General features: G+C 60.0%; 21 protein-coding genes. 16 read left to right on the forward strand and 5 right to left on the reverse strand.

Annotated features, from left to right (window positions below):
• Positions 1-140 precede the first annotated feature (140 nt).
• Positions 141-353, reverse strand: coding sequence for a hypothetical protein (locus tag FBZ97_RS07490; RefSeq protein ID WP_113332702.1), 213 nt, complete (start codon positions 351-353; stop codon positions 141-143).
• Between the two features lie 105 nt (positions 354-458).
• On the reverse strand, positions 459-1,163 hold the full coding sequence (locus tag FBZ97_RS07495; protein ID WP_069615499.1) for a transcriptional regulator NanR: 705 nt from the start codon (positions 1,161-1,163) through the stop codon (positions 459-461).
• A gap of 186 nt (positions 1,164-1,349) precedes the next feature.
• Between FBZ97_RS07495 and oiaX the strand changes: the two genes are divergently transcribed.
• The 16 genes from oiaX to ugpC all read left to right on the forward strand — a co-directional run bounded on the left by oiaX (position 1,350) and on the right by ugpC (position 19,697).
• Positions 1,350-2,609, forward strand: coding sequence for a 3-oxo-isoapionate-4-phosphate decarboxylase OiaX (gene oiaX, locus FBZ97_RS07500; protein ID WP_145317883.1), 1,260 nt, complete (start codon positions 1,350-1,352; stop codon positions 2,607-2,609).
• A gap of 5 nt (positions 2,610-2,614) precedes the next feature.
• A complete protein-coding gene (locus FBZ97_RS07505) occupies positions 2,615-3,949 on the forward strand; it encodes a four-carbon acid sugar kinase family protein (RefSeq protein WP_113351126.1) in 1,335 nt (444 codons plus the stop codon).
• Between the two features lie 90 nt (positions 3,950-4,039).
• Complete coding sequence (locus FBZ97_RS07510) at positions 4,040-4,867, forward strand: phosphogluconate dehydrogenase C-terminal domain-containing protein (protein ID WP_113351125.1); 828 nt, start codon at positions 4,040-4,042, stop codon at positions 4,865-4,867.
• Positions 4,868-4,947: 80 nt separating this feature from the next.
• Positions 4,948-5,889, forward strand: a complete 942-nt coding sequence (locus FBZ97_RS07515; protein WP_113351124.1) for a D-ribose ABC transporter substrate-binding protein — start codon at positions 4,948-4,950, stop codon at positions 5,887-5,889.
• Positions 5,890-5,963: 74 nt separating this feature from the next.
• Positions 5,964-6,608, forward strand: a complete 645-nt coding sequence (locus FBZ97_RS07520; RefSeq protein WP_145317886.1) for a DUF2291 domain-containing protein — start codon at positions 5,964-5,966, stop codon at positions 6,606-6,608.
• Positions 6,605-8,158 carry a sugar ABC transporter ATP-binding protein gene (locus tag FBZ97_RS07525; protein ID WP_145317889.1) on the forward strand — a complete coding sequence of 518 codons (1,554 nt, stop codon included), beginning with the start codon at positions 6,605-6,607 and terminating at the stop codon, positions 8,156-8,158. The genes FBZ97_RS07520 and FBZ97_RS07525 overlap by 4 nt, the downstream gene beginning before the upstream one ends.
• On the forward strand, positions 8,155-9,219 hold the full coding sequence (locus FBZ97_RS07530) for an ABC transporter permease (protein ID WP_145317892.1): 1,065 nt from the start codon (positions 8,155-8,157) through the stop codon (positions 9,217-9,219). Before FBZ97_RS07525 ends, FBZ97_RS07530 begins: the two co-directional genes overlap by 4 nt.
• 1 nt (position 9,220) lies before the next feature.
• Entirely contained in the window at positions 9,221-10,255 is a 1,035-nt protein-coding gene (locus FBZ97_RS07535) for a Gfo/Idh/MocA family oxidoreductase (RefSeq protein WP_145317895.1), read from the forward strand.
• Complete coding sequence (locus FBZ97_RS07540) at positions 10,252-12,129, forward strand: hypothetical protein (protein ID WP_145317899.1); 1,878 nt, start codon at positions 10,252-10,254, stop codon at positions 12,127-12,129. The genes FBZ97_RS07535 and FBZ97_RS07540 overlap by 4 nt, the downstream gene beginning before the upstream one ends.
• Positions 12,130-12,188: 59 nt before the next feature.
• Positions 12,189-13,208 (forward strand): dihydroxyacetone kinase subunit DhaK, encoded by a 1,020-nt coding sequence (locus FBZ97_RS07545; RefSeq protein WP_145317902.1) that lies wholly within the window; start codon positions 12,189-12,191, stop codon positions 13,206-13,208.
• The gene (dhaL, locus tag FBZ97_RS07550) at positions 13,205-13,852 is read left to right on the forward strand and encodes a dihydroxyacetone kinase subunit DhaL (RefSeq protein ID WP_113351117.1); all 648 of its coding nucleotides are present in this window, start codon (positions 13,205-13,207) and stop codon (positions 13,850-13,852) included. The genes FBZ97_RS07545 and dhaL overlap by 4 nt, the downstream gene beginning before the upstream one ends.
• A 78-nt stretch (positions 13,853-13,930) precedes the next feature.
• Positions 13,931-15,184, forward strand: coding sequence for an extracellular solute-binding protein (locus FBZ97_RS07555; RefSeq protein WP_113351116.1), 1,254 nt, complete (start codon positions 13,931-13,933; stop codon positions 15,182-15,184).
• An 88-nt stretch (positions 15,185-15,272) separates the two neighbouring features.
• Positions 15,273-16,172 carry a sugar ABC transporter permease gene (locus FBZ97_RS07560; protein WP_145317905.1) on the forward strand — a complete coding sequence of 300 codons (900 nt, stop codon included), beginning with the start codon at positions 15,273-15,275 and terminating at the stop codon, positions 16,170-16,172.
• A gap of 20 nt (positions 16,173-16,192) precedes the next feature.
• A complete protein-coding gene (locus tag FBZ97_RS07565; protein WP_186449488.1) occupies positions 16,193-17,056 on the forward strand; it encodes a carbohydrate ABC transporter permease in 864 nt (287 codons plus the stop codon).
• A gap of 38 nt (positions 17,057-17,094) precedes the next feature.
• Positions 17,095-18,609: a DUF5060 domain-containing protein gene (locus FBZ97_RS07570; RefSeq protein WP_145317911.1), complete on the forward strand. Its 1,515-nt coding sequence runs from the start codon at positions 17,095-17,097 to the stop codon at positions 18,607-18,609.
• Between the two features lie 23 nt (positions 18,610-18,632).
• Complete coding sequence (gene ugpC / locus FBZ97_RS07575; RefSeq protein ID WP_145317914.1) at positions 18,633-19,697, forward strand: sn-glycerol-3-phosphate ABC transporter ATP-binding protein UgpC; 1,065 nt, start codon at positions 18,633-18,635, stop codon at positions 19,695-19,697.
• Between the two features lie 23 nt (positions 19,698-19,720).
• Here ugpC and FBZ97_RS07580 read toward each other — a convergent pair whose 3' ends face one another.
• From FBZ97_RS07580 to FBZ97_RS07590, 3 genes are all read right to left on the reverse strand, one after another.
• Positions 19,721-20,083, reverse strand: coding sequence for a hypothetical protein (locus FBZ97_RS07580; RefSeq protein WP_145317917.1), 363 nt, complete (start codon positions 20,081-20,083; stop codon positions 19,721-19,723).
• Between the two features lie 214 nt (positions 20,084-20,297).
• Complete coding sequence (locus FBZ97_RS07585) at positions 20,298-22,340, reverse strand: NADH:flavin oxidoreductase (RefSeq protein WP_145317921.1); 2,043 nt, start codon at positions 22,338-22,340, stop codon at positions 20,298-20,300.
• Between the two features lie 67 nt (positions 22,341-22,407).
• Complete coding sequence (locus tag FBZ97_RS07590; RefSeq protein ID WP_113351109.1) at positions 22,408-23,325, reverse strand: DMT family transporter; 918 nt, start codon at positions 23,323-23,325, stop codon at positions 22,408-22,410.
• Positions 23,326-23,404 lie beyond the last annotated feature (79 nt).

The following is a 23,404-nucleotide window of genomic DNA, read 5'->3' on the forward strand; positions in this document are numbered from 1 at the left end:
TGAAACTGGTTCCCGGTTTGAAATTGGCAACACCTGGTTAGGGCGTCGCCGATTTCGCATCGGGATAGGTCGAGGATATAGCCGCGCAGGCTGAACTCTATCTGAAATTGCCGGCTCGAATTTCGGAGTTTGGCGTATTTCTAGCCTTCATCATCCGGCAGCGCCTGCATGTAGCGGATCATGGTGTAGAAGCCTGCAAGGAGGACTAGGGCGCCTGCCGCATGATGCAGATTGTGCAGCAGCGCGTGATGATGCCTGAGCAGAAGGCAGCTCAGATTGTAAAGTGTTACGGCCACTGCTGTCATCAGAGCGGCCAGGAAAAGCGCCATGTTTCGCTGAAAGAAATCAATCATCACGCACACCTCATTTGAGTACCAATAGATTCCATAGGGATTTGGGAGGAATTACGACGGGGGGGCATCCAGGCGCCGTGCCGGTGCGGAGACGAGAACGGATGTTCATTTTGTGTAGAGCGCGCGCGATCTTTCCAAATGCTTGAGCATTGCCTGCTCGGCGCCATCTGCATCGTTTTCAGCCAGGCGCGCAAGGATTTCCTCATGTTCGACCAGCGTGAACTTTTCCTTGCCGGTCCAGATCAGCATGTCGGTGTGATAGGCTTTCAGCCATGCGAGCATCGCTTCGCTGACGGCAGCGAAGATCGGATTGCCGGAAATCTGAGCGATGCGCGTGTGGAACTGCATGTCCGCAGAAATGAAATCCTCGGCATGTCCGAGGGACGCGCGCTGCCGCTCGATAATCTCGTTGAGATCGGCGACATCCTTCTTGCTCGCGCGCTGGGCAGCCTCTCGCGCCATGCCGCGCTCGAAAAAGATACGGGCGCTCTTCAGCTGTTCGAGCGAGTCGGATGATTGCGACAGCATGATCTTTGCGGTGAGGTCGACCTGCCGGAAGATCGACTTCGCCGTCAACTGAAGCACCTTGGCACGCTCACCATGGGAAATGTTGACCAGCCCCATATTGGCAAGCGCCTGCATGGCTTCGCGGATCGCCGGACGCCCGACACCGAAGCGCTCCATAAGAACACGCTCGGACGGCATCTCATCGCCAGGCTTGAGCTCTCCCGACGTGATCAACCGCTCCAATCGGTCGAATACTTCATCGGATAGCTTTCGACGTACAATTTGTTCGACTGGCTGGCTCATGGAATCCCGCTTTCCCAAAGCTTTTCCTCCCTTATGCATTTTTGGCCGCCATGGCGGAAGCCCATACGAGTCGCCTTATCTGCAACCGGACAAAAAAATCGTTGCAGAAGTTGGAATACTCATTATACCAGATCACCAGTTTGCGCCACGCGAAAAATCGTCGGCGAGAGGAGCATTCATCCACTCATGATCATCACCATCACCTACCGTATCGAAACGCCCGGCAGCATCGAGGCGATGGCTCGTAAGATCGCCAGCGATCAATCGACAGGCACCTTCGTCGCTGTGCCGGGCGAGACGGAAGAGCTCAAAGCGCGTGTGGCCGCGCGTGTCCTCGCGATCCGCCCCCTTGCCGACGCCGATCGCCCCACCTGGCCGGAGGTGGCCGAGGGCCATGGCCCGATCCATCGCGCCGATGTCGACATCGCCTTCCCGCTGGATGCCATCGGCACCGATCTTGCGGCGCTGATGACGATCGCGATCGGTGGCGTCTTCTCGATCAAGGGCATGACCGGCATCCGCATCGTCGATATGAAGCTGCCGGCCGCCTTCCGTGATGCGCATCCCGGCCCGCAATTTGGGGTTGCCGGCAGCTTGCGTCTGACCGGAGTCAGCGGTCGCCCGATCATCGGCACGATCGTCAAGCCGGCGCTCGGTCTTCGGCCAGAGGAAACGGCCGCGCTTGTCGGCGAGCTGATCGGCTCGGGCGTCGATTTCATCAAGGATGACGAGAAGCTGATGAGCCCGGCCTATTCGCCGCTCAAAGAGCGCGTCGAAGCCATCATGCCGCTGATCCTCGATCACGAGCAGAAGACGGGCAAGAAGGTCATGTATGCCTTCGGCATTTCGCATGCCGATCCCGATGAGATGATGCGCAACCACGATCTCGTGCTGAAGGCCGGCGGCAATTGCGCCGTCGTCAACATAAACTCTATCGGGTTCGGCGGCATGAGCTTCCTGCGCAAGCGCTCCAGCCTCGTCCTGCATGCGCATCGCAATGGTTGGGATGTGCTGACGCGCCATCCCGGCGCCGGCATGGATTTCAAGGTGTACCAGCAGTTCTGGCGCCTGCTCGGTGTCGACCAGTTCCAAATCAACGGCATCAGGGTCAAATATTGGGAACCGGACGATAGCTTCGTCGAATCCTTCAAGGCCATCAGTACGCCGCTCTTCGATCCCACAGACTGTCCGCTTCCTGTCGCCGGCTCCGGTCAATGGGGCGGCCAGGCGCCGGAAACCTACCAGCGCACCGGCCGGACAACGAACCTTCTCTATCTCTGCGGCGGCGGCATCGTCAGCCATCCCTTCGGACCGGCGGCCGGCGTTCGCGCCATCCAGCAGGCCTGGCAGGCAGCGGTTTCGGACATACCGCTTGCCGACTATGCGAGGGATCATCCGGAGCTTGCCGCCTCGATCGCAAAATTCAGTGATGGCAAGGACGCCTAGCAGCAATGTCCAACCTTCTTCTCAGCTATTACGGCGACGATTTCACCGGCTCCACCGACGTCATGGAGGCGCTTGCCTCAAATGGCGTGCCGACGGCTCTCTTCCTCGGCATTCCAGGTGAAGCCATGCTGGAGCGGTTCAAGGATTGCCGCGCCATCGGCATTGCCGGCACCAGCCGCAGCGAAACGCCGCAATGGATGGATGAGCATCTGACGCCTGCAATCGAATGGCTAAAGAGCCTCAATGCCGCGATATGCCATTACAAGGTCTGCTCGACCTTCGATTCCAGTCCCGTCATCGGCAACATCGGCAAGGCGATCGAGATCGGCAAAGCGCTCTTTGCACAACCCGTCGTGCCCGTTGTGGTCGGAGCGCCGCAGCTGAAACGCTACACCGCTTTCGGCCACCTTTTCGCGGCCTACCAAGGCGAAGTCTTTCGCATCGACCGGCATCCGGTCATGAGCCGGCATCCCGTTACGCCAATGGATGAGGCCGATCTCACCTTGCATCTGAGCAGGCAGACGTCCCTCCCCGTCAGCCTCGCCGATCTCATCACGATCCAGGCAGCCGATGCCGATGCGCGGCTCGATGCTCTGGCGAGAGGCAAGGAGGGTGTCCTGCTGCTTGATGTCGACAGCCCGGAAACCCAGGCTGCCGCAGGACATCAGCTGTGGCGCCTTGCAGGCAAAGGCAATGCTTTTGTCGCAGGCTCATCCGGTGTCGAATATGCCCTTCTCGATGCTTGGCGCAACGAAGGTTTGATCGGAGAAAAGCCGGAGTTCGCCCGCCCCGGCAAGGTCGACCGCCTTGCGGTCGTCTCCGGCAGCGTATCGCCGACGACCGAACGGCAAATCCGGCGTGCCACAGCCGACGGTTTTGACGGCATCGATCTCGATCCCATAGAGCTTGTCGGCGAGAGCGTCGAGCGTGCTCTGGACGCAGCCGTCGCCGCGGGCGTGGCCAGCCTCAAGGCCGGCCGCAGCGTCATTCTTCATACGGCACTCGGCCCATCCGCCGACCGCGGCGGCGATATCGACCGCATTCCCGGCGCCCGCCATCGCCTGGGGCAGGCTCTCGGCACGATCCTGCGGCAGTTAATCGAGCAGGAAAACCTCGGTCGCGTCGTCATTGCCGGCGGCGACACGTCGAGCCACGCGCTCAAGGAAGTGCGCGTCGAGGCCCTGACGACGCTTCTTCCATTGCCGCAAACCCCCGGCTCGCCGCTTTGCACCGCCCATGGCAGCTACGCGCCCACCAATGGCCTGCAGATCGCGCTGAAAGGCGGGCAGGTCGGCACCGACGATTACTTCGCGCAGATCCGCGACGGGAGGGGATCATAGCTGCGGCATTCTTCGGTATGATATTGGCATACTCATTGACTCATCATACCACTTGCGATACCACACATTGAAAGTGAACGAGGTACTAAGATGACTGCAATTGCTCTTTTCGGCGCCGGCGGCAAAATGGGCTACCGGCTCGCCAAGAACCTGAAAGGCTCGCGCTTCGATGTGCGCCATGTCGAGGTCAGCGATGCCGGCAAGGCCCGCCTGAAGAATGACCTTTCTATTGATTGCGTCCCCGTCGATGCCGCGCTGGACGGCGCAGAGGTCGTGATCCTTGCAGTACCGGATACCGCGATCGGCAAGGTTGCCACCGGCATCGTCGATAAGCTGAAGCCCGGCACGATGGTTGTCGCGCTCGACGCCGCCGCCCCCTTTGCAGGCCATCTGCCGCAGCGCGAGGACCTCACCTATTTCGTCACCCATCCCTGCCATCCGCCGATCTTCAACGACGAGACTGAGATGCAGGCCAAGAAGGACCATTTCGGCGGCCTCTTTGCCAAGCAGCATATCGTTTCGGCACTGATGCAAGGTCCGGAAAGCGCCTATGCGCTCGGCGAGGAAATCGCCAAGGTCATCTGGGCGCCGGTCATGCGTTCGCACCGGGTCACCGTCGAGCAGATGGCGATGCTGGAGCCGGGCCTTTCAGAAACGGTCTGCGCCTCGCTGCTCGTCGTCATGCGTCAGGCTATGGATGAGTGCGTCGCCCGCGGCGTTCCGGCGGAAGCCGCCCGCGACTTCCTGCTCGGCCACATGAACGTGCTCGGCGCGGTCATCTTCAAGGAAGTCGACGGCGTGTTCTCCGACGCCTGCAACAAGGCGATCGAATTCGGCATTCCTGCCCTCATGCGCGACGACTGGAAGAAGGTTTTCGAGCCGCAGGAGATCGCAGAAAGCATCCGTCGCATCACCTGATCGACGTCCCCCGGGAGGGCAATGCCCTCCCCTTGCTGCCCTGCCGGGAACAGGGCCTGTTTCATAACTGGGAGGAGACCATGAAACTGACACGCAGACTGACACTTGCAGCCTTTACCGCCGCACTGGCGCTGGGCACGGCGATGCCGGCCTTCGCGGCCGACCTAATCGCCATCATCACGCCGGCCTTCGACAATCCATTCTTCAAGGCAGAGGCCGTCGGCGCCGAAGCCAAGGCGAAGGAGCTGGGCTACGACACGCTCGTCATGACGCATGACGACGATGCCAATAAGCAATCGGAAGTCATCGACACAGCGATCGGGCGTGGCGCCAAGGCCATCATCCTCGACAATGCTGGTGCGGATGCGACGGTCGCCGCCTTGAAGAAGGCCAAGGATGCGGGCATCCCCTCCTTCCTCATCGATCGCGAAATCAACGTCACCGGCATCGCCGTCGCCCAGATCGTTTCCAATAACTATCAGGGCGCGCAGCTCGGCGCGCAGGAGTTCGTCAAGCTGATGGGCGAGAAGGGCAATTATGCCGAGCTCGTCGGCCGCGAAGCCGATACCAATGCCGGTATCCGCTCTCAGGGTTATCACGACGTTATCGACGACTATCCCGACCTGAAGCTGGTCGCCAAGCAGTCGGCGAACTGGAGCCAGACCGAAGCCTATGCCAAGATGGAAACCATCCTCCAGGCAAATCCTGACATCAAGGGCGTGATCTCGGGCAACGACACTATGGCTATGGGCGCAATTGCCGCCCTACAGGCCGCCGGCCGCAAGGATGTGATCGTCGTTGGCTTTGATGGCTCGAACGATGTACGCGACTCCATCAAGGCGGGCGGCATCAAGGCGACGGTCATGCAGCCGGCTTACGCCCAGGCCCAGAAGGCGGTCGAACAGGCCGACGCCTATATCAAGAACAAGACGGCGCCGAAAGATGAGAAGCAATTGATGGATTGCGTCCTCATCAATGCCGACAACGCCGACAAGCTCGAAACCTTCGCACTGAAGAACTGATGGCGGACCACTAAGTGGGAGGGCGCGGAACCGCGCTCTCCCGATGTCTTTCCTGCGAGATCGAGGTGCATTGCATGTTGAGGACCAGAGGCGCGCTCGTGGCCCTTGTTTTGGCGGCGGCATTGCCCGGCTGCAAGATTATCAAGACGCCGACGCCCGAGGAGAAGGCGGCAGCGGCGGCAAAGAGTGCCTTCGACCCCGCAGCCAAGGTGGAGGCGATCTGGCAACCCCAGGCACTGCCCGCTATTGAGAAGCGCGCGGGTGACATTAAGACGGTGCTGCAAGCCATAGCCGCCAATCCGGACGATGCCGGCGCAAAATACGGAAACCCGCGAAAACAGGCTTCATCGCCGTGGACTTATGCCGTCAAACTGAGCGGCAAGATCGTGGCTGCCGACACAGCCTCTCGCGCCGGAACCCTCGACGTCGATGTGGATGGCGATGGCAAGCCGGACGCGAAGGTGCAGATCGGCCCTGCGATCCGAGGTACGGCGCTACGCGACGCGCTTGATTTCCTGGACTTCAACGAATTCAGAAACCAGATCGAGTGGGCTCAATTCGGCAAAGCCTTCAATGAGAAGGCAAACTCGTCCTTTCTGGCAGCTCTGCCTCGCAACGAGCTGATCGGAAAGACGATCACCGTAACGGGCGCGTTTCCGCTGCCCCCATCCGGCCAGCTTCCCCTGATCACGCCTTCGGCCCTGACATTGGGGCAATGATCATGAGCGGAACCCCAAGCAACGACATCATCCTGCGCCTGGAGGACGTTTCTAAGGTCTATTCCGGCATCGTCGCCGTCAGGCACGCCAACCTCGAGCTGCACCGCGGCGCGGTCAATGTGCTCGTCGGCGAAAACGGTGCCGGCAAGTCTACCCTGATGAAAGTCATCGCCGGGGTCGAACGGCCGACTTCGGGCCGCATCCTGCTCGAGGGCGAGGAAGTCTCCTTCGGCAGCCCGGCTGACGCACAGGCCCGCGGAATCGGCATGATCTTCCAGGAGCTCAATCTCTTTGCCAACATGACGGTAGCCGAGAACATCTTTGCCACGCGCGAAATCACCCGCGGCATTTTCGGTATCGATCACAAGGCACAGATCGCAAGGGCTAACACGTTTCTGGATCGGCTCGATGCCGGCATAGGCGCCGAAACCATGGTGGAAGACCTGCCGATCGGGCAGCAGCAGCTCGTCGAGATCGCCAAGGCCATATCGCTTGACGCTCGTATCCTCATCATGGACGAGCCGACATCGGCGCTATCTGCGGCTGAGGTCGACATTCTGTTCAAGGTCATAGCGGAGCTGAAGGCTCAAGGCGTCGCGATCGTCTATATCTCGCACCGGCTCGAAGAGCTGATGCGGATCGGCGACTACATCACCGTGCTGCGCGACGGGCAGATCACCGGTCAGGCGATGGTTCGTGATATCGATACGAAATGGATCGTCCGCTCGATGATCGGATCGGATGCCAAGGACTTCGCCAGGGACGGCGGCCATGCGATCGGCAAAGAAGCCTTCCGTGCCGAGGAGATCAGCCTGCCGCGGCGCACGGGCGGCCTTGCCGTCGATCATGTCTCGTTATCGGTGCGCGCCGGCGAAATCCTCGGCATCTACGGCCTGATGGGTGCCGGGCGTAGCGAATTCTTCGAATGCGTGATGGGCCGGCATATGCATTCGACCGGGCGGATCTACATCGATGGGGTCGAGGTTCGCGCCCGCGACACCACCCGGCGCATCCGGCAAGGCCTGGCATTGATCCCCGAGGACCGTCAGCGCGAGGGACTGGTGCAGGTCCTGTCCATCGCCAGCAATTTGACGCTTGCGAGCCTCGGCCGTTTCGCCCGGCTGTTTTTCCATATTGATCCGGGTGCCGAAAAGAACGCCATTCGCGACATGATCCGCGATCTCTCGATCAAGGCGCCCAATCCGGATTTCGAGGTCACCTCCATGTCCGGTGGCAACCAGCAGAAGGTCGTCATCGGCAAGGCGCTGATGACCGATCCGAAGGTGCTTTTGATGGACGAGCCGAGCCGCGGTATCGATGTCGGCGCCAAGGCTGACGTCTTTCGCACCATGCGCAGGCTCGCCGGCAAGGGTCTCGCAATCTTGTTTTCAACATCGGACCTTGAAGAGGTCATGGCACTTTCGGACCGCATCGCAGTGCTCAGCAACGGCAGGCTCGTGACCGTTCTCGACCGCAGCGAAGCGACGGAAGAGGCCATCATCGCAGCATCCGCCAAGGGACACGGACATACAGGGAAACTCGCTTCATGACCGCAGATACGTCCTCCGCCTTTGCGACCAATCGCTCGAACGGCTCCGTTCTCCTGACGCTGATGAAGCTCAGGACCTTCATCGCGCTGTTTGCCGTCGTCATCTTCTTTGCGATCTTTGCACCGAACTTCACCTCGACCGCCAACATCATCCTGATGTCGAAGCACGTCGCGCTCAACGCGTTTCTCGCCATGGGCATGACCTTCGTGATCGTCACCGGCGGGATCGATCTATCGGTCGGCTCGATCGTCGGCCTTTGCGGCATGGTGGCAGGCGCCCTTATCCTCAACGGCGTCGAACTGCCGATCGGCTATACCGTTTACTTCAACATCTACGAGATCATTCTCATCACGCTGGCCGTCGGGCTGCTGATCGGGCTCATCAACGGCCTGCTCATCACCAAGCTCAACGTCGCGCCCTTCATCGCCACGCTCGGAACGCTCTATATCGCCCGCGGCCTCGCGCTCCTGTCTTCCGACGGACAGACCTTTCCGAACCTGGTGGGCCGGTCGGAATATGATACGACAGGCTTCGATGTCTTCGGCGCCGGCCGCATGCTTGGTCTGCCCGTTTCCATCTGGATCCTGATCGTGCTGGCGCTACTCGCCGCCTATGTCGCCCGCTCGACGCCGATCGGCCGGCACATTTTCGCCGTCGGCGGAAACGAGCGCGCCGCGCGCATGTCCGGCATCCGCGTCGATGTGGTCAAGATTTTCGTCTATATGTTCTCGGGGCTCTGCGCTGCCATCGTCGGCATTGTTATATCGTCGGAGCTGATGGCGGCGCATCCGGCGACCGGCGAAAGCTTCGAGCTGAACGCCATTGCAGCGGCAGTACTCGGGGGCACATCCATGTCGGGCGGCCGCGGCACCATAGGCGGCACGATCGTCGGCGCCTTCGTCATCGGCATCCTTTCGGACGGCCTCGTGATGATGGGCGTCTCATCCTTCTGGCAGATGGTGATCAAGGGATGTGTCATCATCATCGCTGTCGTCGTGGATCAGGCGCAGCGGCGCCTCCAGCAGCGCGTAACTCTCATGCAAATGGCAAAGGCAGGCTGAAATGGCAGAACTCAAGGGCGCATTGATCGGTTGCGGCTTCTTCGCGATCAATCAGATGCATGCGTGGCAAGACGTTGAAGGCGCCAGCATCGCCGCGATCTGCGACCGCGATCCGGAGCGGCTGAAACTCGTCGGCGACCAGTTCGGTATCGAACGCCGCTACACGGACGCAGCCACCCTGTTCGCCGATAGGGGCTTCGATTTCGTCGATATAGCAACGACGGTGCAAAGCCATCGCGCCCTGGTGGAGATGGCGGCCTCTTACAAGATACCGGCGATCTGCCAGAAGCCTTTCGCAAAGACGTTGAGCGACGCCAAGGCAATGGTAGAGGCCTGTGCGCGAGCCGGCGTGCCGCTGATGGTGCATGAGAACTTCCGCTGGCAAACGCCCATTCAGGCGGTCAAGCGTGCCCTCCAGTCCGGCGCGATCGGCGAGCCCTTCTGGGGGCGCTTCTCCTTCCGCTCCGGCTATGATGTGTTTTCGGGGCAGCCCTATTTGGCCGAAGGCGAACGGTTCATCATCGAGGATCTCGGCATTCATACGCTCGACATCGCCCGCTTCATCCTCGGCGACGTTTCTTCACTGACGGCCCGCACCAAACGGGTCAATCCGAAGATCAAGGGCGAGGATGTCGCAACCATCCTGCTTGACCATGAAAACGGCGCGACGTCGATCGTCGATGTCAGCTATGCCTCCAAGCTTGCGACCGAGCCATTCCCTGAAACGCTGATCGAGCTCGACGGCACGAAGGGTAGCATTCGCCTCTCGCAGGGATATCGGCTTGAGGTCAGCGGTGCCGATGGCGTGACCCTATCGGATGCATCACCCCAGCTTCTGTCCTGGGCCTCGCGTCCCTGGCACAATATTCAGGAGAGCGTCCTGGCGATCCAGCAGCATTGGACGGACCGCCTTGCCAGTGGTGGCGAAACCTCCACGTCAGGCGCTGACAATCTCAAGACCCTGGCGCTTGTCGAAGCCGCCTATGAGAGTGCCGCCAACGGGAAATCCGTCGATATCGGAGCGATGCTGCAATGAAGAGCGAGATCGATCCGTTCCAGCTTTACGGCACGCGCGAGCTCGAAACGCCGCCGGTGCGACTGACAGCGGGCAGGCTTGAGGTCGATTTTAAGGACGGCAATCTCCGAGCCATTCGTTACGACGGCATCGAAGTCTTGCGAGCCGTTTCCTATCTGGTTCGCGATCGTGATTGGGGCACCTATGCGCCCGATATCGACGATCTGCGGATTAATCAGCAGCAGGATGGCTTTTTGGTCAGCTATGTTGCGCGTTGCAGAGGCCCTGAGAATACCGAACTTGCGATTGACGTGCGGATAACAGCTGAGGCCGATGAAGCCCTGACCTTCGAGGCAATAGCGCTCTCGACGACCGGCTTCGAAACCAACCGCTGCGGCTTCTGTATCCTGCACCCGATCGTGGGTGTTGCCGGTACACCGGTATCGGTCGAGCATGTCGATGGCAGCCGCGAGAGCACGCATTTCCCCGATCTTATCGAACCCTGGCAGCCCTTCAAGGATATGCGGGCGATTACGCATGGCGTGATGGCGAACGTAACCGCTGAGTGCCGGGTGGAAGGCGACACCTTCGAGATGGAAGATCAGCGCAACTGGTCCGATGCTTCCTATAAGACCTACGTTCGCCCGCTTGCCCTGCCTTGGCCCTATCGCATTCCGGCCAGCGAGCCGATGCGGCAGCGTATCGTTCTGACCATCGGGGATAAGCGGCGTTCTCCACCCTCTTTTTCCCATACGTCGGATGCCGCGATCACCCTAAGCGCGGGGACAAAATCCGGTGCCATGCCATCGATCGGCCTTGTCATTACGCCGGAGGAAGTGGATGCGACGCTGGCTGCGCGCGAGCGGTTAGCCGAAATTGCCCCGCAGGAACTGCTGTTTCACTTCGATCCCGATACCGGCCATGGCGCCGATGCGTTCAAACGCTTCGCAGCCGTTGCCGCGATTCATGCCGGCAGATCAACGCTGGAAATCGCATTGCCCTGCCACCAGCCACCTCTTGTTGAAACACAGCAAATAGCAGGCTGGATGCGAGCGGTCGGCTTCAAGCCCGATGCAATCATGATCTCGCCTTCCGTGGACCGGCAATCGACGCCGCCGGGCAACAAATGGCCCGAATGCCCGCCTCTTGAGGAAGTCTATGCCGCCGCGCACGCCGCCTTTCCCGATGTGCGTATCGGCGGCGGCATGCTGAGCTATTTCACCGAACTCAATCGCAAGCGAGTGCCCGCCGACAGTCTCGATTTCATTACACATTGCACCAATCCCATCGTGCATGCGGCCGACGATCTGAGCGTCATGCAGACGTTGGAAGCGCTGCCCTTCATCACGCGTTCCATACGCGCCATCTACGGCGACAAGCCTTACCGTATCGGACCATCGACCATACCGATGCGGCAGAACCCCTATGGCAGCCGGACGATAGAGAATCCCCGCGGCGGCCGCATCGCCATGGCCAACACCGATCCACGGCACAATGCCCGCTTCGGCAAGGCCTTTGCACTCGGCTATGCCGTCCGCGTCCTCGATGCCGGATTGGAATGCCTGACGCTTTCGGCGCTGACCGGGCCTTTTGGCCTGATCGCCGGAGAAAAAGAGCCGTCGGCGCGGGGAACCACACGACCGCTTTTTAACGTCGTCTCCACCTTGTCTCGCCTCGCAGGCAGCCAGTGGCAGGAGTGCCTGTCGTCCGATCAGACCTCCGTGCTCGCCTTCATCACGGCGCAGCCTGGAGCGGCTCGACAACTCCATTTGGTCAACATCACACCCGCCTCGCAACAGATTCAGCTGGGAAGGTTCCGGCTGCTGGAGCAGCCCGGAAATACGAGGCTTACGCTTGATGCCTATAGCACCGCTTCCACGACTTTGATGGATTGACCTTCATTCGCAGACGCGCAAGTTAGTCCCAACAATCACAATGATTTGGGAGTCTCGGCGTGAAGACGAAGAAATTGATCAACGAGGGTGCCGCCGCCGTCGATGAGATGCTGGCCGGCATCTTGGCGGCTCATCCACGCCATCTGCGCGCTGTCGAGGGATCGCCGCGCTCGATCGTGGCAAAGCATGGCCCACGGGCCGGCAAGGTCGGCCTGGTCATCGGCGGCGGATCCGGGCACGAGCCGACGTTTCTCGGCTTCGTCGGCAAAGGGCTGGCCGATGCCGCCGCTATCGGGAATGTCTTTGCCTCGCCGCCGCCCGATCCGATCATCGAATGTGCCAAGGCCGTCGACGGCGGCGCCGGCGTGCTGTTCATGTATGGTAATTATGCCGGCGATGTCATGAATTTCGACATGGCGGCGGAAATGCTTGCCATGGACGATATCGAGGTGCGTACAGTCCTGACGACGGACGACATCGCTTCTGCGCCGGTCAACCAGAAGGAGCGCCGTCGCGGGGTTGCCGGCAATGTCTTCATCTTCAAGGCCGCGGGTGCAGCCTGCGACCTGATGTACGGTTTCGACGACGTGGAACGGGTGGCGCGGTGGGCTAACGAACGCACCTATACGATGGGGGTGGCGCTCTCGCCCTGCTCTCTGCCACAAACCCGCAAGCCGAATTTCGAGATCGGCGCCGACGAAATGGAAATCGGCATGGGCATCCATGGCGAGCCCGGCGTCGCCCGCGGGCCGATGCGATCGGCGGACGAGGTGACGAGCGAACTCGTCGGCAAAATTCTCGATGAGATGAAGCCGGCGCGCGGCGACCGGGTCGCCGTGCTCGTCAATTCGCTAGGCTCGACGCCGCTGATGGAGCTCTACATCATGATGCGCAAGGTCAAGGCCATGCTCGACGATGCCGGCGTCGTCATTCACCTGTCGCTGGTCGGCAATTACTGCACGTCGCTCGAAATGACCGGCGCCTCGATCACCCTCATGCATTTCGATGACGAATTGCAGCGGCTCATCGATCACCCCTGCGATTGCGCCATGTTCCGCTCCGGCGAGGCGCTGTCATGACCATAATCGGAACAGAAGAGCTGAAATCGCTTTTCGTGCGGATCGCCGAAGCAATGGCCCGCGAGAAGGACCGTCTCTGCGAACTCGACGGCGTGATCGGCGACGCCGACCACGGCATCGCCATGGAGCTCGGCTTCGCTGCCGCAGCCAAGGCGGTTTCGGAGCTGGAATCATCGACATCCAACCCGACGCTGGTCTTCAACACGGCTGCAAAGTCCTTCCTCAATGCGGTGGGCGCCTCGTCCGGACCGCTCTATGCGACCGCCTTGATGCGCGCAGGCGCGGTCGCCAAGGGAAAGGCGTCATTGAGCGACGACGATATGGTCGAAATATTCGCAGCTTTTGCCAAGGGCATTCAGGATCGGGGCAAGGCGGAGGTCGGCGAAAAGACCATGGTGGATGCTTGGGCACCCGCTGCCGCAGCCTGCCGCGCGGCCATGGATCGAGGGCTTTCACTCGCCGATTGCTTGGCCGCCGCCCTTGAAGCGGGCGAAGCGGGCGCAGAAGCAACCAAGGATATGGTCGCGGCAAAAGGCCGGTCGTCGCGCCTGGGCGATCGAGCCTTGGGACATATGGACCCCGGCGCGGCGTCGGCCGTCGTCGTCATGGTCTGTTTTCACGATCACTTCATGCGATACCGCTGATAAGCTCATCATACCAGTTGACATGTTGACAACGATTTGTCAAAACCGCCCTCAGCTTTGCTCAGAGGAGGACGGGAGATGGCTGGCAACTTCAAATATGCGCGTTGGTTCGGCGCTGCTGCTATGGCAGCGGCGGCCTTTTCGGCAACCAATGTTGCCGCGGAAGACCTGACGCTGTGGACGCTGAACTTCGACAATGGCGCGGCAAACGGCGCGCTGAAGAAGGTGGCGAAGGATTTCGAGGCCGCCAATCCCGGCACCCATGTCGAAATCGTCCAGCGCGGCGTCGATGAACACAAGACCGCCCTTCGCGTGGCCGCAGGCTCCAGCAAAGGCCCGGACATCTATTTCAGCTGGGCCGGCCTTGGCCTCGGCGGCGAATATGTGAAGGCGGGACTCTCGCTGCCGCTCGACAAATACTACACCCAGTACAAATGGAACGACGAACTGCTTCCGTCCGCCGCCGCCTTTGCCGATCTCTATCCGGGCGGCAAGCATGGCGTTCCCTTCACCTTCAAGGGCGAAGCGATCTACTACAACAAGAAGCTCTTCCAGAAGGCTGGTATCACCGGGGAGCCGAAAACCTATGAAGAGCTGCTGGCCGCAGCAGACAAGCTCAAGGCCGCAGGCATTCCGGCCTTCACCTTCGGCGGCTCGGTCAACTGGCACGTCATGCGCCTGATGGACGTGCTGCTCGAAACCAAATGCGGCGCCGATAAGCATGACGCGCTGATGGCCATGAAAGCCGACTGGACCAAGGAGCCCTGCGCAACCGATGCCTTCACCGAATTCGCCAAGTGGACGAAGGATTATACGCTGAAGCCTTTCATGGGCATCAGCAACCAGCAATCCTATACCCTGTTCGTCGCCGGCCGTGCTGCGATGATGCTCGAAGGCGACTGGCTGGTCAGCCAGCTGAGCGGCAGCAAGGTCAATCTCGACGATTACGGCGTCGTGCCGTTCCCGACGAACACCAATCGCCTCTATGGCTTTGCCGAGTACAATTACATCAGCACCAAGAGCAAGAGCCCGGATCTTGCGGCAAAGTTCCTCGACTACTTCCTGTCGACGAAGGTGCAGCAGGATCTCGTCGGCCAGATCAGCTCGATCTCGGTCAACAAGAATGTCCAGTACACTGATCAGAAGCCGCTGGAGGCGAAGTGGCTTGAGATCTTCAAAACCTACAGCAAGGTCTACATGAACGGCGACCAGGCCTTCCCGCTCGACGTCACCACCGAATATTTCCGGGTCATCAACGACGTCGCCTCCGGCAACATCCAGCCGGTCGATGCCGCCAAGCAGCTGCAGACCTTCATCGCCGGTCGCACCTGATCAATCGAGGGAGGCCGATCGTCATCGCGGCGAACGGCCTCCCTCACCCTTATGCCCACGCGTCAGCTGCCGCCGGGAGCAATCAGAAATGTCATTCCGCAACCGAACACATGATCCCAGCGTCCAGGCAGCGATCCTGCTTGCGCCGGCCATGCTGATCTACGCGATTTTCGCGCTTTACCCGATGCTGAACGTGGTGGTGCTGAGCTTCCAGAAATGGAACGGCCTCGATCCGCAACGCCCCTTCGTCGGCCTAGCGAACTATCAATATATCTTCACGCAGGACCCCGTCTTCTGGGTTGCCTTCCGCAATACGGTGATCTGGACGATCATGTGCGTGATTTTTCCGCCCATGGTCGGGCTGCTGCTCGCGCTGAGCCTCAACCAGAAGCTCTTTGCCCGCAATACCTTCCGCGCCATCTTCTATCTGCCTGTCATTATCGCCCCGATCGCGGTCGCGACCATGTGGAAATGGATGTACGATCCCTTCTTCGGTCTCTTCACCGAAATCCTGACTTCCATGGGCCTGCAGGACTGGATCCAGGACTGGCTCGGCGACAAGGATATCGCGCTCTATTCCGTCTTCATTGCCTATCTCTGGCAATCCGTCGGCTTTTCCATGGTCCTGTTTCTCGCTGGCCTGCAGAACGTCTCGCAGACGCTGGTCGAAGCCGCCCGCATCGACGGCGCCGGGCGTTGGAACATCTTCCGTTACGTCACCCTGCCTGCATTGCGCACGACGCTGACGATTGTGCTTGTACTCTCGGTCATTTCGTCGCTGAAGGCCTTCGACATCGTTTATGGCCTGACGGGCGGCGGGCCGGCGCAATCGACACAGATGCTGGCGCTCTGGGCCTTCACACAAGCCATGCAGATCTTCGATTTCGGCCGCGGTGCCGCGATCTCGGTCGTCCTGCTGCTCATCACCATCGTCGTCGTCATTCCCTACCTGCGCTGGACGCAAAAGCATGAGGAGGCCGAACAATGACGGCAGCATCGGCCACATCCATGTCGGACGACTTCGAAACGATTGCACCGGCAAAGCGCAAGCGCGATCCCGTCTTGATCGGCCTGTGGATCGCGCTGCTGGTGGTGGCTGCGATCTGGCTCGCGCCTTTCGTTTTCATCGTCTTCACCTCGCTGAAAACGCAGGCTGATGTGACGTCGACCGGCGCCTTCATGCCACCGCTTGAGCCCGCCTTCGAGAATTATTCGAGCGCCTGGGGCCGCGGCAATTTCGCCAGCGCCTTCTTGAACAGCACCATCATTACCGTGATTAAGGTCCCGCTCGGTCTCATCCTCTCGGCGATGGCGGCCTATGCGCTTGCCAAGATACGCCTGCGGTTCAGCAAGATCCTGCTGCTCCTTGTCGTCTTCGGCACGATGATCCCGTTTCAGGTCATGCTGGCGCCACTGTTCACGCTGGTCAATTCGCTGGGCTTAATCGATACCTATCCCGGCGTGATCCTGCCCTACATCGCCTTCGGCGTGCCCTATCAGGTCTTCATTCTGCACGGCTTCTTCAAAGGTATTCCGAAGGAATTGTCGGAAGCGGCCCTGATCGACGGTGCAAGCCATTTCACCATCTTTCGCCGGATATTCCTGCCCGTCTGCCTGCCGGTGCTCGCGGCGCTGCTGATCCTGGATTTCGTTTCGACGTGGAATGAGTTCGCCATGGCGCTCGTGCTGCTGCAGGATCAGCATATATGGACGCTGCCGCTTGGGCTCATGTCCTTCCAGGGTCAGTTTTCCAATGATTACGGGCAGTTGAACGCGGCGATCGTCATGACTGTGCTACCGGCCACCATCGTTTATCTGATCTTCCAGCGCTACTTCGTCTCCGGCCTCACCTCCGGTGCGGTCAAGGGCTGAGCGGTCGGGCCATTCATCCATCTTCCAAGGAGAATATCATGTCCAACGCGTCCGTCGAAAAATGGGGAGTGTTCGAAGCTGCCTTCAACGGCCCTTCGAGCGGTAATCCCTATCGCGATGTGGCATTCGATGCCGTTTTCAGCCAGCACAGCCGCGAGGTCCGCGTGCCCGGCTTCTACGACGGCAACGGCGTCTATCGCGTTCGCTTCATGCCGGATAATGAGGGTGAATGGTCGTTCCGCACGCGCTCGAAGACATCGGAACTGGACAGCAAGACCGACTCTTTCGTTGCCACCAAGCCGTCGGAAGGCAACCACGGCCCCGTGCACGTCCGCAACAAGTTCCATTTCGCCTATGCCGATGGCAAGCCTTTCCTCTCCTTCGGCACGACCTGCTATGCCTGGACGCACCAGCCGCTTGAGATGCAGGCCCAGACGCTCGAAACGCTGAAGAAATCACGCTTCAACAAGATCCGCATGGGCGTCTTCCCCAAGGACTACCCCTATAACGTCAACGACCCTCTCTACGCCTGCTTTGAAAAGGGCGCGGACGGCAAGGAAGACTTCGACCGGCCGAATCCCCTCCTCTTCCGCCATTTCGAGACCCAGGTCGCAGCCCTCTGCGATCTCGGCATCGAAGCCGATATCATCATATTCCACCCCTATGATCGCTGGGGCTATGCCGATATGACGGCCGAGCAGGATTTCCGCTACGTCGCCTATCTCGCGGCGCGGCTTGCCGCCTATCGCAATGTCTGGTGGGCGCTTGCCAACGAATACGACTTCCTTCTCGACACTAAGCCGCTGCAGCAGTGGGACCGCTATTTTCACATTCTCGAAGAGAACGATCCCTATGGCCATCTGAAGTCGATACACAACGGCGAGCCGACGATGAACTTCGATCATCGCAAGCCCTGGGTGACACACACTTGCATTCAGAACTGGGACGTGAAGCGCACACAGGAATGGCGCGAAGCCTATGGCAAGCCCGTCGTCAACGACGAGCCGGAATATGAAGGCAATATCATTCAGTCCTGGGGCAATCTGACGGCACAGGAGCTGGTGCATCGCTTCTGGATTACGGTGACGCGCGGCGGCTATGCCGGCCATGGTGAAACCTATTCGCATCCGGAGGATCTCATCTGGTGGGCAAAAGGCGGCGAGCTGCGCGGGGAAGCCTGGAAGCGCATCGGCTTCCTGCGCGATCTGCTGGAGCAGGATGTCGTCAACGGCCTTGAGCCCATGTCCTCCTATGGCGAATGGCCGTGGACGCGCGTTTCCGGCGCCAGGGATGGTGATGTCAGCTACATCTATCTCGGCGAACATCAACCGGTTATCTGGTCCACCGGTCTGCCGAAGGACGGAACCGACTATGACGTCGATATCATCGACACATGGGAAATGACGGTCACGCCGGCAAAAAAGGTGGAAGCGCCGATCCCGCATCCGACGCGCCACGGCGCGATCGTGCGCGGCGGCAAGGCGGACGCCGCCTTCGGCGTGGAACTGCCGGGCAAGCCATACCAGGCGCTCCGCATCCGCAAGAAGCATTGATCGATCTTCAGGGAAAGAATCTCATGTCCGGATTGACCATCAAGAACGTCAGGAAGTCCTACGGCGCTGTAAACATTATCCATGGCGTCGATGTGGAAATCTCGGACGGCGAATTCGTCATTCTCGTCGGTCCCTCGGGCTGCGGCAAGTCAACATTGCTGCGCATGATCGCCGGGCTGGAAGACATCACCGGCGGTGAAATCTCCATCGGCGGCCGGATCGTCAACGACCTGCCGCCGAAAGATCGCGACATCGCCATGGTATTCCAGAATTACGCACTCTATCCGCAGATGACGGTGGCGCAGAACATGGGCTTCGCGCTGCAGCTTGCCGGCGCAAAGCGTGCCGAAATCGATCAGAAGGTCGGCGAGGCCGCCAAGATACTTGGCCTGCAACCATTATTGGATCGCAAGCCCGCCCAGCTTTCCGGCGGCCAGCGCCAGCGCGTCGCCATGGGCCGCGCCATCGTGCGCGATCCCAAGGTCTTCCTGTTCGATGAACCGCTTTCCAATCTCGACGCCAAGCTGCGCGTCAAGATGCGGGCCGAGATCAAAGCGCTGCATCAGCGCCTGAAAACCACGATCGTCTACGTGACGCATGATCAGATCGAGGCCATGACTATGGCCGACAAGATCGTGGTGCTGCAGGGCGGGAAGGTCGAACAGGTCGGCTCGCCGCTCGAACTTTACGACCGGCCGAAAAATGTCTTCGTCGCTGGCTTCCTCGGCTCTCCGGCCATGAATTTTCTCGAAGGCAAGATCACGGGTGGCGCTTCCCCAGCCTTGATGCTTACGACCGGCACATGCATCCAGCTCGCCAGCGCTCCGGCTCAATCAGAGGGTCGGGAGGTTGTTCTCGGCATACGTCCGGAAGATATCTCGTTTGCCACGGAGGCCGGCGTTACCGCAACCGTGACCGTCGTCGAACCGACGGGATCGGAAACGCATATCGCGCTTGACCTCGAAGGCAAGGAATTGACCTGGGTGATGCGCGAACGCGCCGAACTCGTGCCGGGCCAGACAATTCAGATCTCGCTCAAGACGCCGAACCTGCATTTCTTCGACAAGGCCAGCCAGCAGCGATTATAGGAGACAGCAACCGCTGACGTAAATCACTCAGCCGCGCGCCTTTGCGTACCGTTCATAACGGAAAAAATGCGCTTGACGAAGGCGTTGCCGTCGAACTGCCGCGCAGCCCCCTCGGTCACATGATCAGGGCGCTCGAATATGAAAGTCTCGATATTGACGACCGGCAAGTTCAGCCGCCTCCGCACGTCTCCGATCATCGCGGTATGCGTCACCACAAGGTGACAACCGGTTGGATCGAACCACTCCTGAAGGTCGGCCGTCGGTATGGCTGCGACCGTCAATCCCTGTTGTGATAGAAGCGAACTGATGCGCGAGGCAATTTGTTGATTATCCAGACAGATCAGGACATCGGTCCGCGAAGGGGACGGCGCATGGGTAGCCAGCATCAAACACCTCTCGTTCACTCACATGCCCGAATATAACGATTCGGCCGGTAACAGGGTGTTATAACTTGTTACATTTTGTTTCAAAATTAAGGCGGTCTGGTAGCCTCACTGCGGCGCCAGAACTTCATTTATTACCCAAGGTATTTATTACATCGCATTGATATAAATAATATTCTTGGTGAAAATTCGAGCGCAGCCTGACCGTCCGCTCGGCTCACAGAAGCGAGCAATAGCGCAGCGCGTCGTAAATTGCCGCGTGGATATTACGGCTAGCGATCGCGTCACCGATGCGGATCAAATCGAACGAAGCGGCTTCGTTTTTGACGAGCAGCGGCGAGCGGCGGGCGATCAATGCCGGATAATCGACCGCGCCCAAGTTACGCGATAAGGGCTTCAGCTCCAGGTAAAGTTCATCATTCGCGACGGTACCGTGCTCGACGACCACCTGGGATGCTCTGCGTTCCCATTGCGTCTCTTCCGAGAAATCCGATCCGAGGACAGCGACGAGCGCATTGCCATCGCGCCGCACCGATTTCAGCCTGGTATTGATGGTGACACGGACATTCTTCTCGGCGAAGGTCTTGGCATAGGGCACATGGTTCATGCCGCCCATCTCCGGCGCAAAGAAGCGCTCCGGCGAGACAAGCTCCAGTTCGGCGCCGCCATTGGCGATGACTTCGGCCGCCGACATGCCCGGATGTCCGCCATTGTCGTCATAAAGTAGGACCTGACCCTCGGCCTTCACCGCGCCAGCCAAAATGTCCCAGGAGGAGGTCACAAGGCTGTCGCCGCTCTCCAGCTCCGGAGATTGTGCGATACCGCCAGTCGCCACGACGACGAGATCGGGCTCGAACGCCAGGACTTCATCAGCTCCCGCATAGACGTCGTAGTGGATCGTGACGCCCAACCGCTCCAGCTCCGCCAGCCGCCAATCGATGATGCCGATCATCTCCTTGCGGCGCGGGTTGCGCGTGAGCAGATTCACCTGTCCGCCAGCCTTGCTGCTCGCCTCCAGCACGTCGACCTTATGGCCGCGCTCAGCCAGCACACGCGCCGCTTCCAGGCCCGCAGGCCCGGCACCGATGACGACAGCCTTGCGCGATACCGCTGCGCGCTCGATCCGATGCGGCATCTCGGCCTCGCGGCCGGTAGCCGCATTATGAATACAGAGAGCCTCGCCACCCTCATAGATCCGGTCAAGACAGTAGGTCGCGCCGACGCAGGGGCGGATGTTGGCCTCCTGCCCAGACATTACCTTGTTGACGATGTGAGGGTCGGCGATATGAGCGCGCGTCATGCCAACCATATCGAGCTTGCCTTCCGCGATTGCATGACGCGCGGTGGCGACATCGCCGATGCGGGCGGCGTGGAAGACTGGGAACTTCGTCGCCGCCCTCACCTCGCCGGCAAAATCGAGATGCGGTGCCGACGCCATCCCCTGGATCGGAATGACATTGTTGAGCGCCGCGTCGCTATCGATGTGGCCGCGAATGATATTGAGGAAATCGATGTTGCCAGAGGTTACCAGCCGCCTGGCAATCTCGACGCCTTCTTCACGAGAAAGCCCCTTTTCCCAGTCCTCGTCAGCCACCATGCGCATGCCGACGATGAAATCGGGGCCGACCGCCTTGCGAATGGCCTCCGTCACCATCATCGAGAACCGCATGCGGTTTTCTAAGGAGCCGCCGAATTCATCGTCTCGCCGGTTCGTTGCCGGTGACCAGAAACCGTCGGTCAAATGGCCATAGGCCTCGATCTCGATACCGTCCAGGCCGGCGGCCTGCATACGTTGCGCCGCCGCGGCAAAGTCTCCAATGATCCGCTCGATATCCCAATCTTCCGCCGCCTTCGGAAAGGCACGATGCGCCGGCTCGCGGATCGGCGATGGTGCCAGTACCGGCAGCCAGTCGCCCTTGTTCCAGCCGGTGCGGCGGCCGAGATGGGTCAGCTGAATCATAACAGCAGCCCCGAACTCATGGCAGTCGTCGGCAAGCTTCTTCAGCCAGGGCACGATCTCATCGCGATAGGCATGGAGATTGCCGAAGGCCGGCGGCGAATCGGCCGATACAATCGCCGAGCCCGCCGTCATCGTCAGCGCGATGCCGCCCTTTGCCTTCTCGCGATGATAGAGCCTGTAACGATCCGTCGGCATGCCGCCTTCCGAATAGGCCGGCTCATGCGCCGTCGACATGATGCGGTTCTTCAGTGTCAGGTGCTTGAGCTGATAGGGCTGGAGCAAGGGATCGTTGGAGGTCATGTCACTTTCATCGCTTTTATGAAGTCGAGGCTCGATCCGCTATCTTTGCTGAGACGAGAGGTTATGGCTATAGCCCATTGACGGGTGCGCGACGACGGCGGCTATGCCGCAGATCAATCGCGGTATGCCAGACGATCGTCGCGAAGATGATCGCTCCGCCGACAAAAGTGGCAACCGGCGGCATCTCGGAGAAGAAGAGCCACACCCAGAACGGCGTCAGCACGATTTCCATCGAGCTGATAAGCGCAGCGTCGGCGGCGGGCATCTTTCTTGATCCGAACAGGAAAAGAACGAAGGCAAGCGCGAAATTCGTCGCCCCGAATGCGGCGAGCAGAAGCCAGTTGTGAACGTCCACCGAGCTTGTCGAGGCAAAGGGCACGAAGACCACGAAGGTCAAAAGCCCGCTGACGACGCTCGACGGCAGGATCGGGATACTCGGATCCATGCGCGGGATGACGATGATGAGGGCGAAGGTAACAGTCATGCCGAGCGCCAGCAGATCGCCGACACCTGTACCACCGCCGATCGACGAGGCAACGATAACAGCAACGCCGATAAGGCAGATACCGCCGGCGACCAATGTGCGCTTCGCGACCCGCTCCTTCAGCATAGTCCAGCTGAGGAAGGCGGCAATGAACGGCGCCGTCGCATAGATCATGGTCACGTTCGCAACCGTGGTCGTGTAAAGCGCGCCGATGAAGCAGGCCTGGCTGATGGTCTGGCAGGCCAGCATCGCCAGTCCGGCAGGATGAAAGATCGATGCCCATTGCCGCCTGGAAAACCCACCTTCGAGGAAAAAGCTGGGAATCAGCAGAAACAAGCCGCCGAACAGCGAACGCCAGGCGATCGCCGTCCATATGTCAGTAGTCAGCAGGCGCGCATAGATGCCGCTGCAGCTCCACGCAAGCATTGCTGTCGCCACAAGTATAACGCCCCTCTCATATTCGCTGGCAAAAGCGGAGCGGGCCGGAAACTGGAATGTCATATATGGACTCGAGGAACGAAGGAACGCCCCCTGTGTGCGCCGATATTTGACATCAGGCAAACGAATAGTAGAGATAGTA

The sequence above is a fragment of the Rhizobium sp. ERR 942 genome, from assembly GCF_007828395.1.
Taxonomy (GTDB): Bacteria; Pseudomonadota; Alphaproteobacteria; order Rhizobiales; family Rhizobiaceae; genus Rhizobium; species Rhizobium dioscoreae.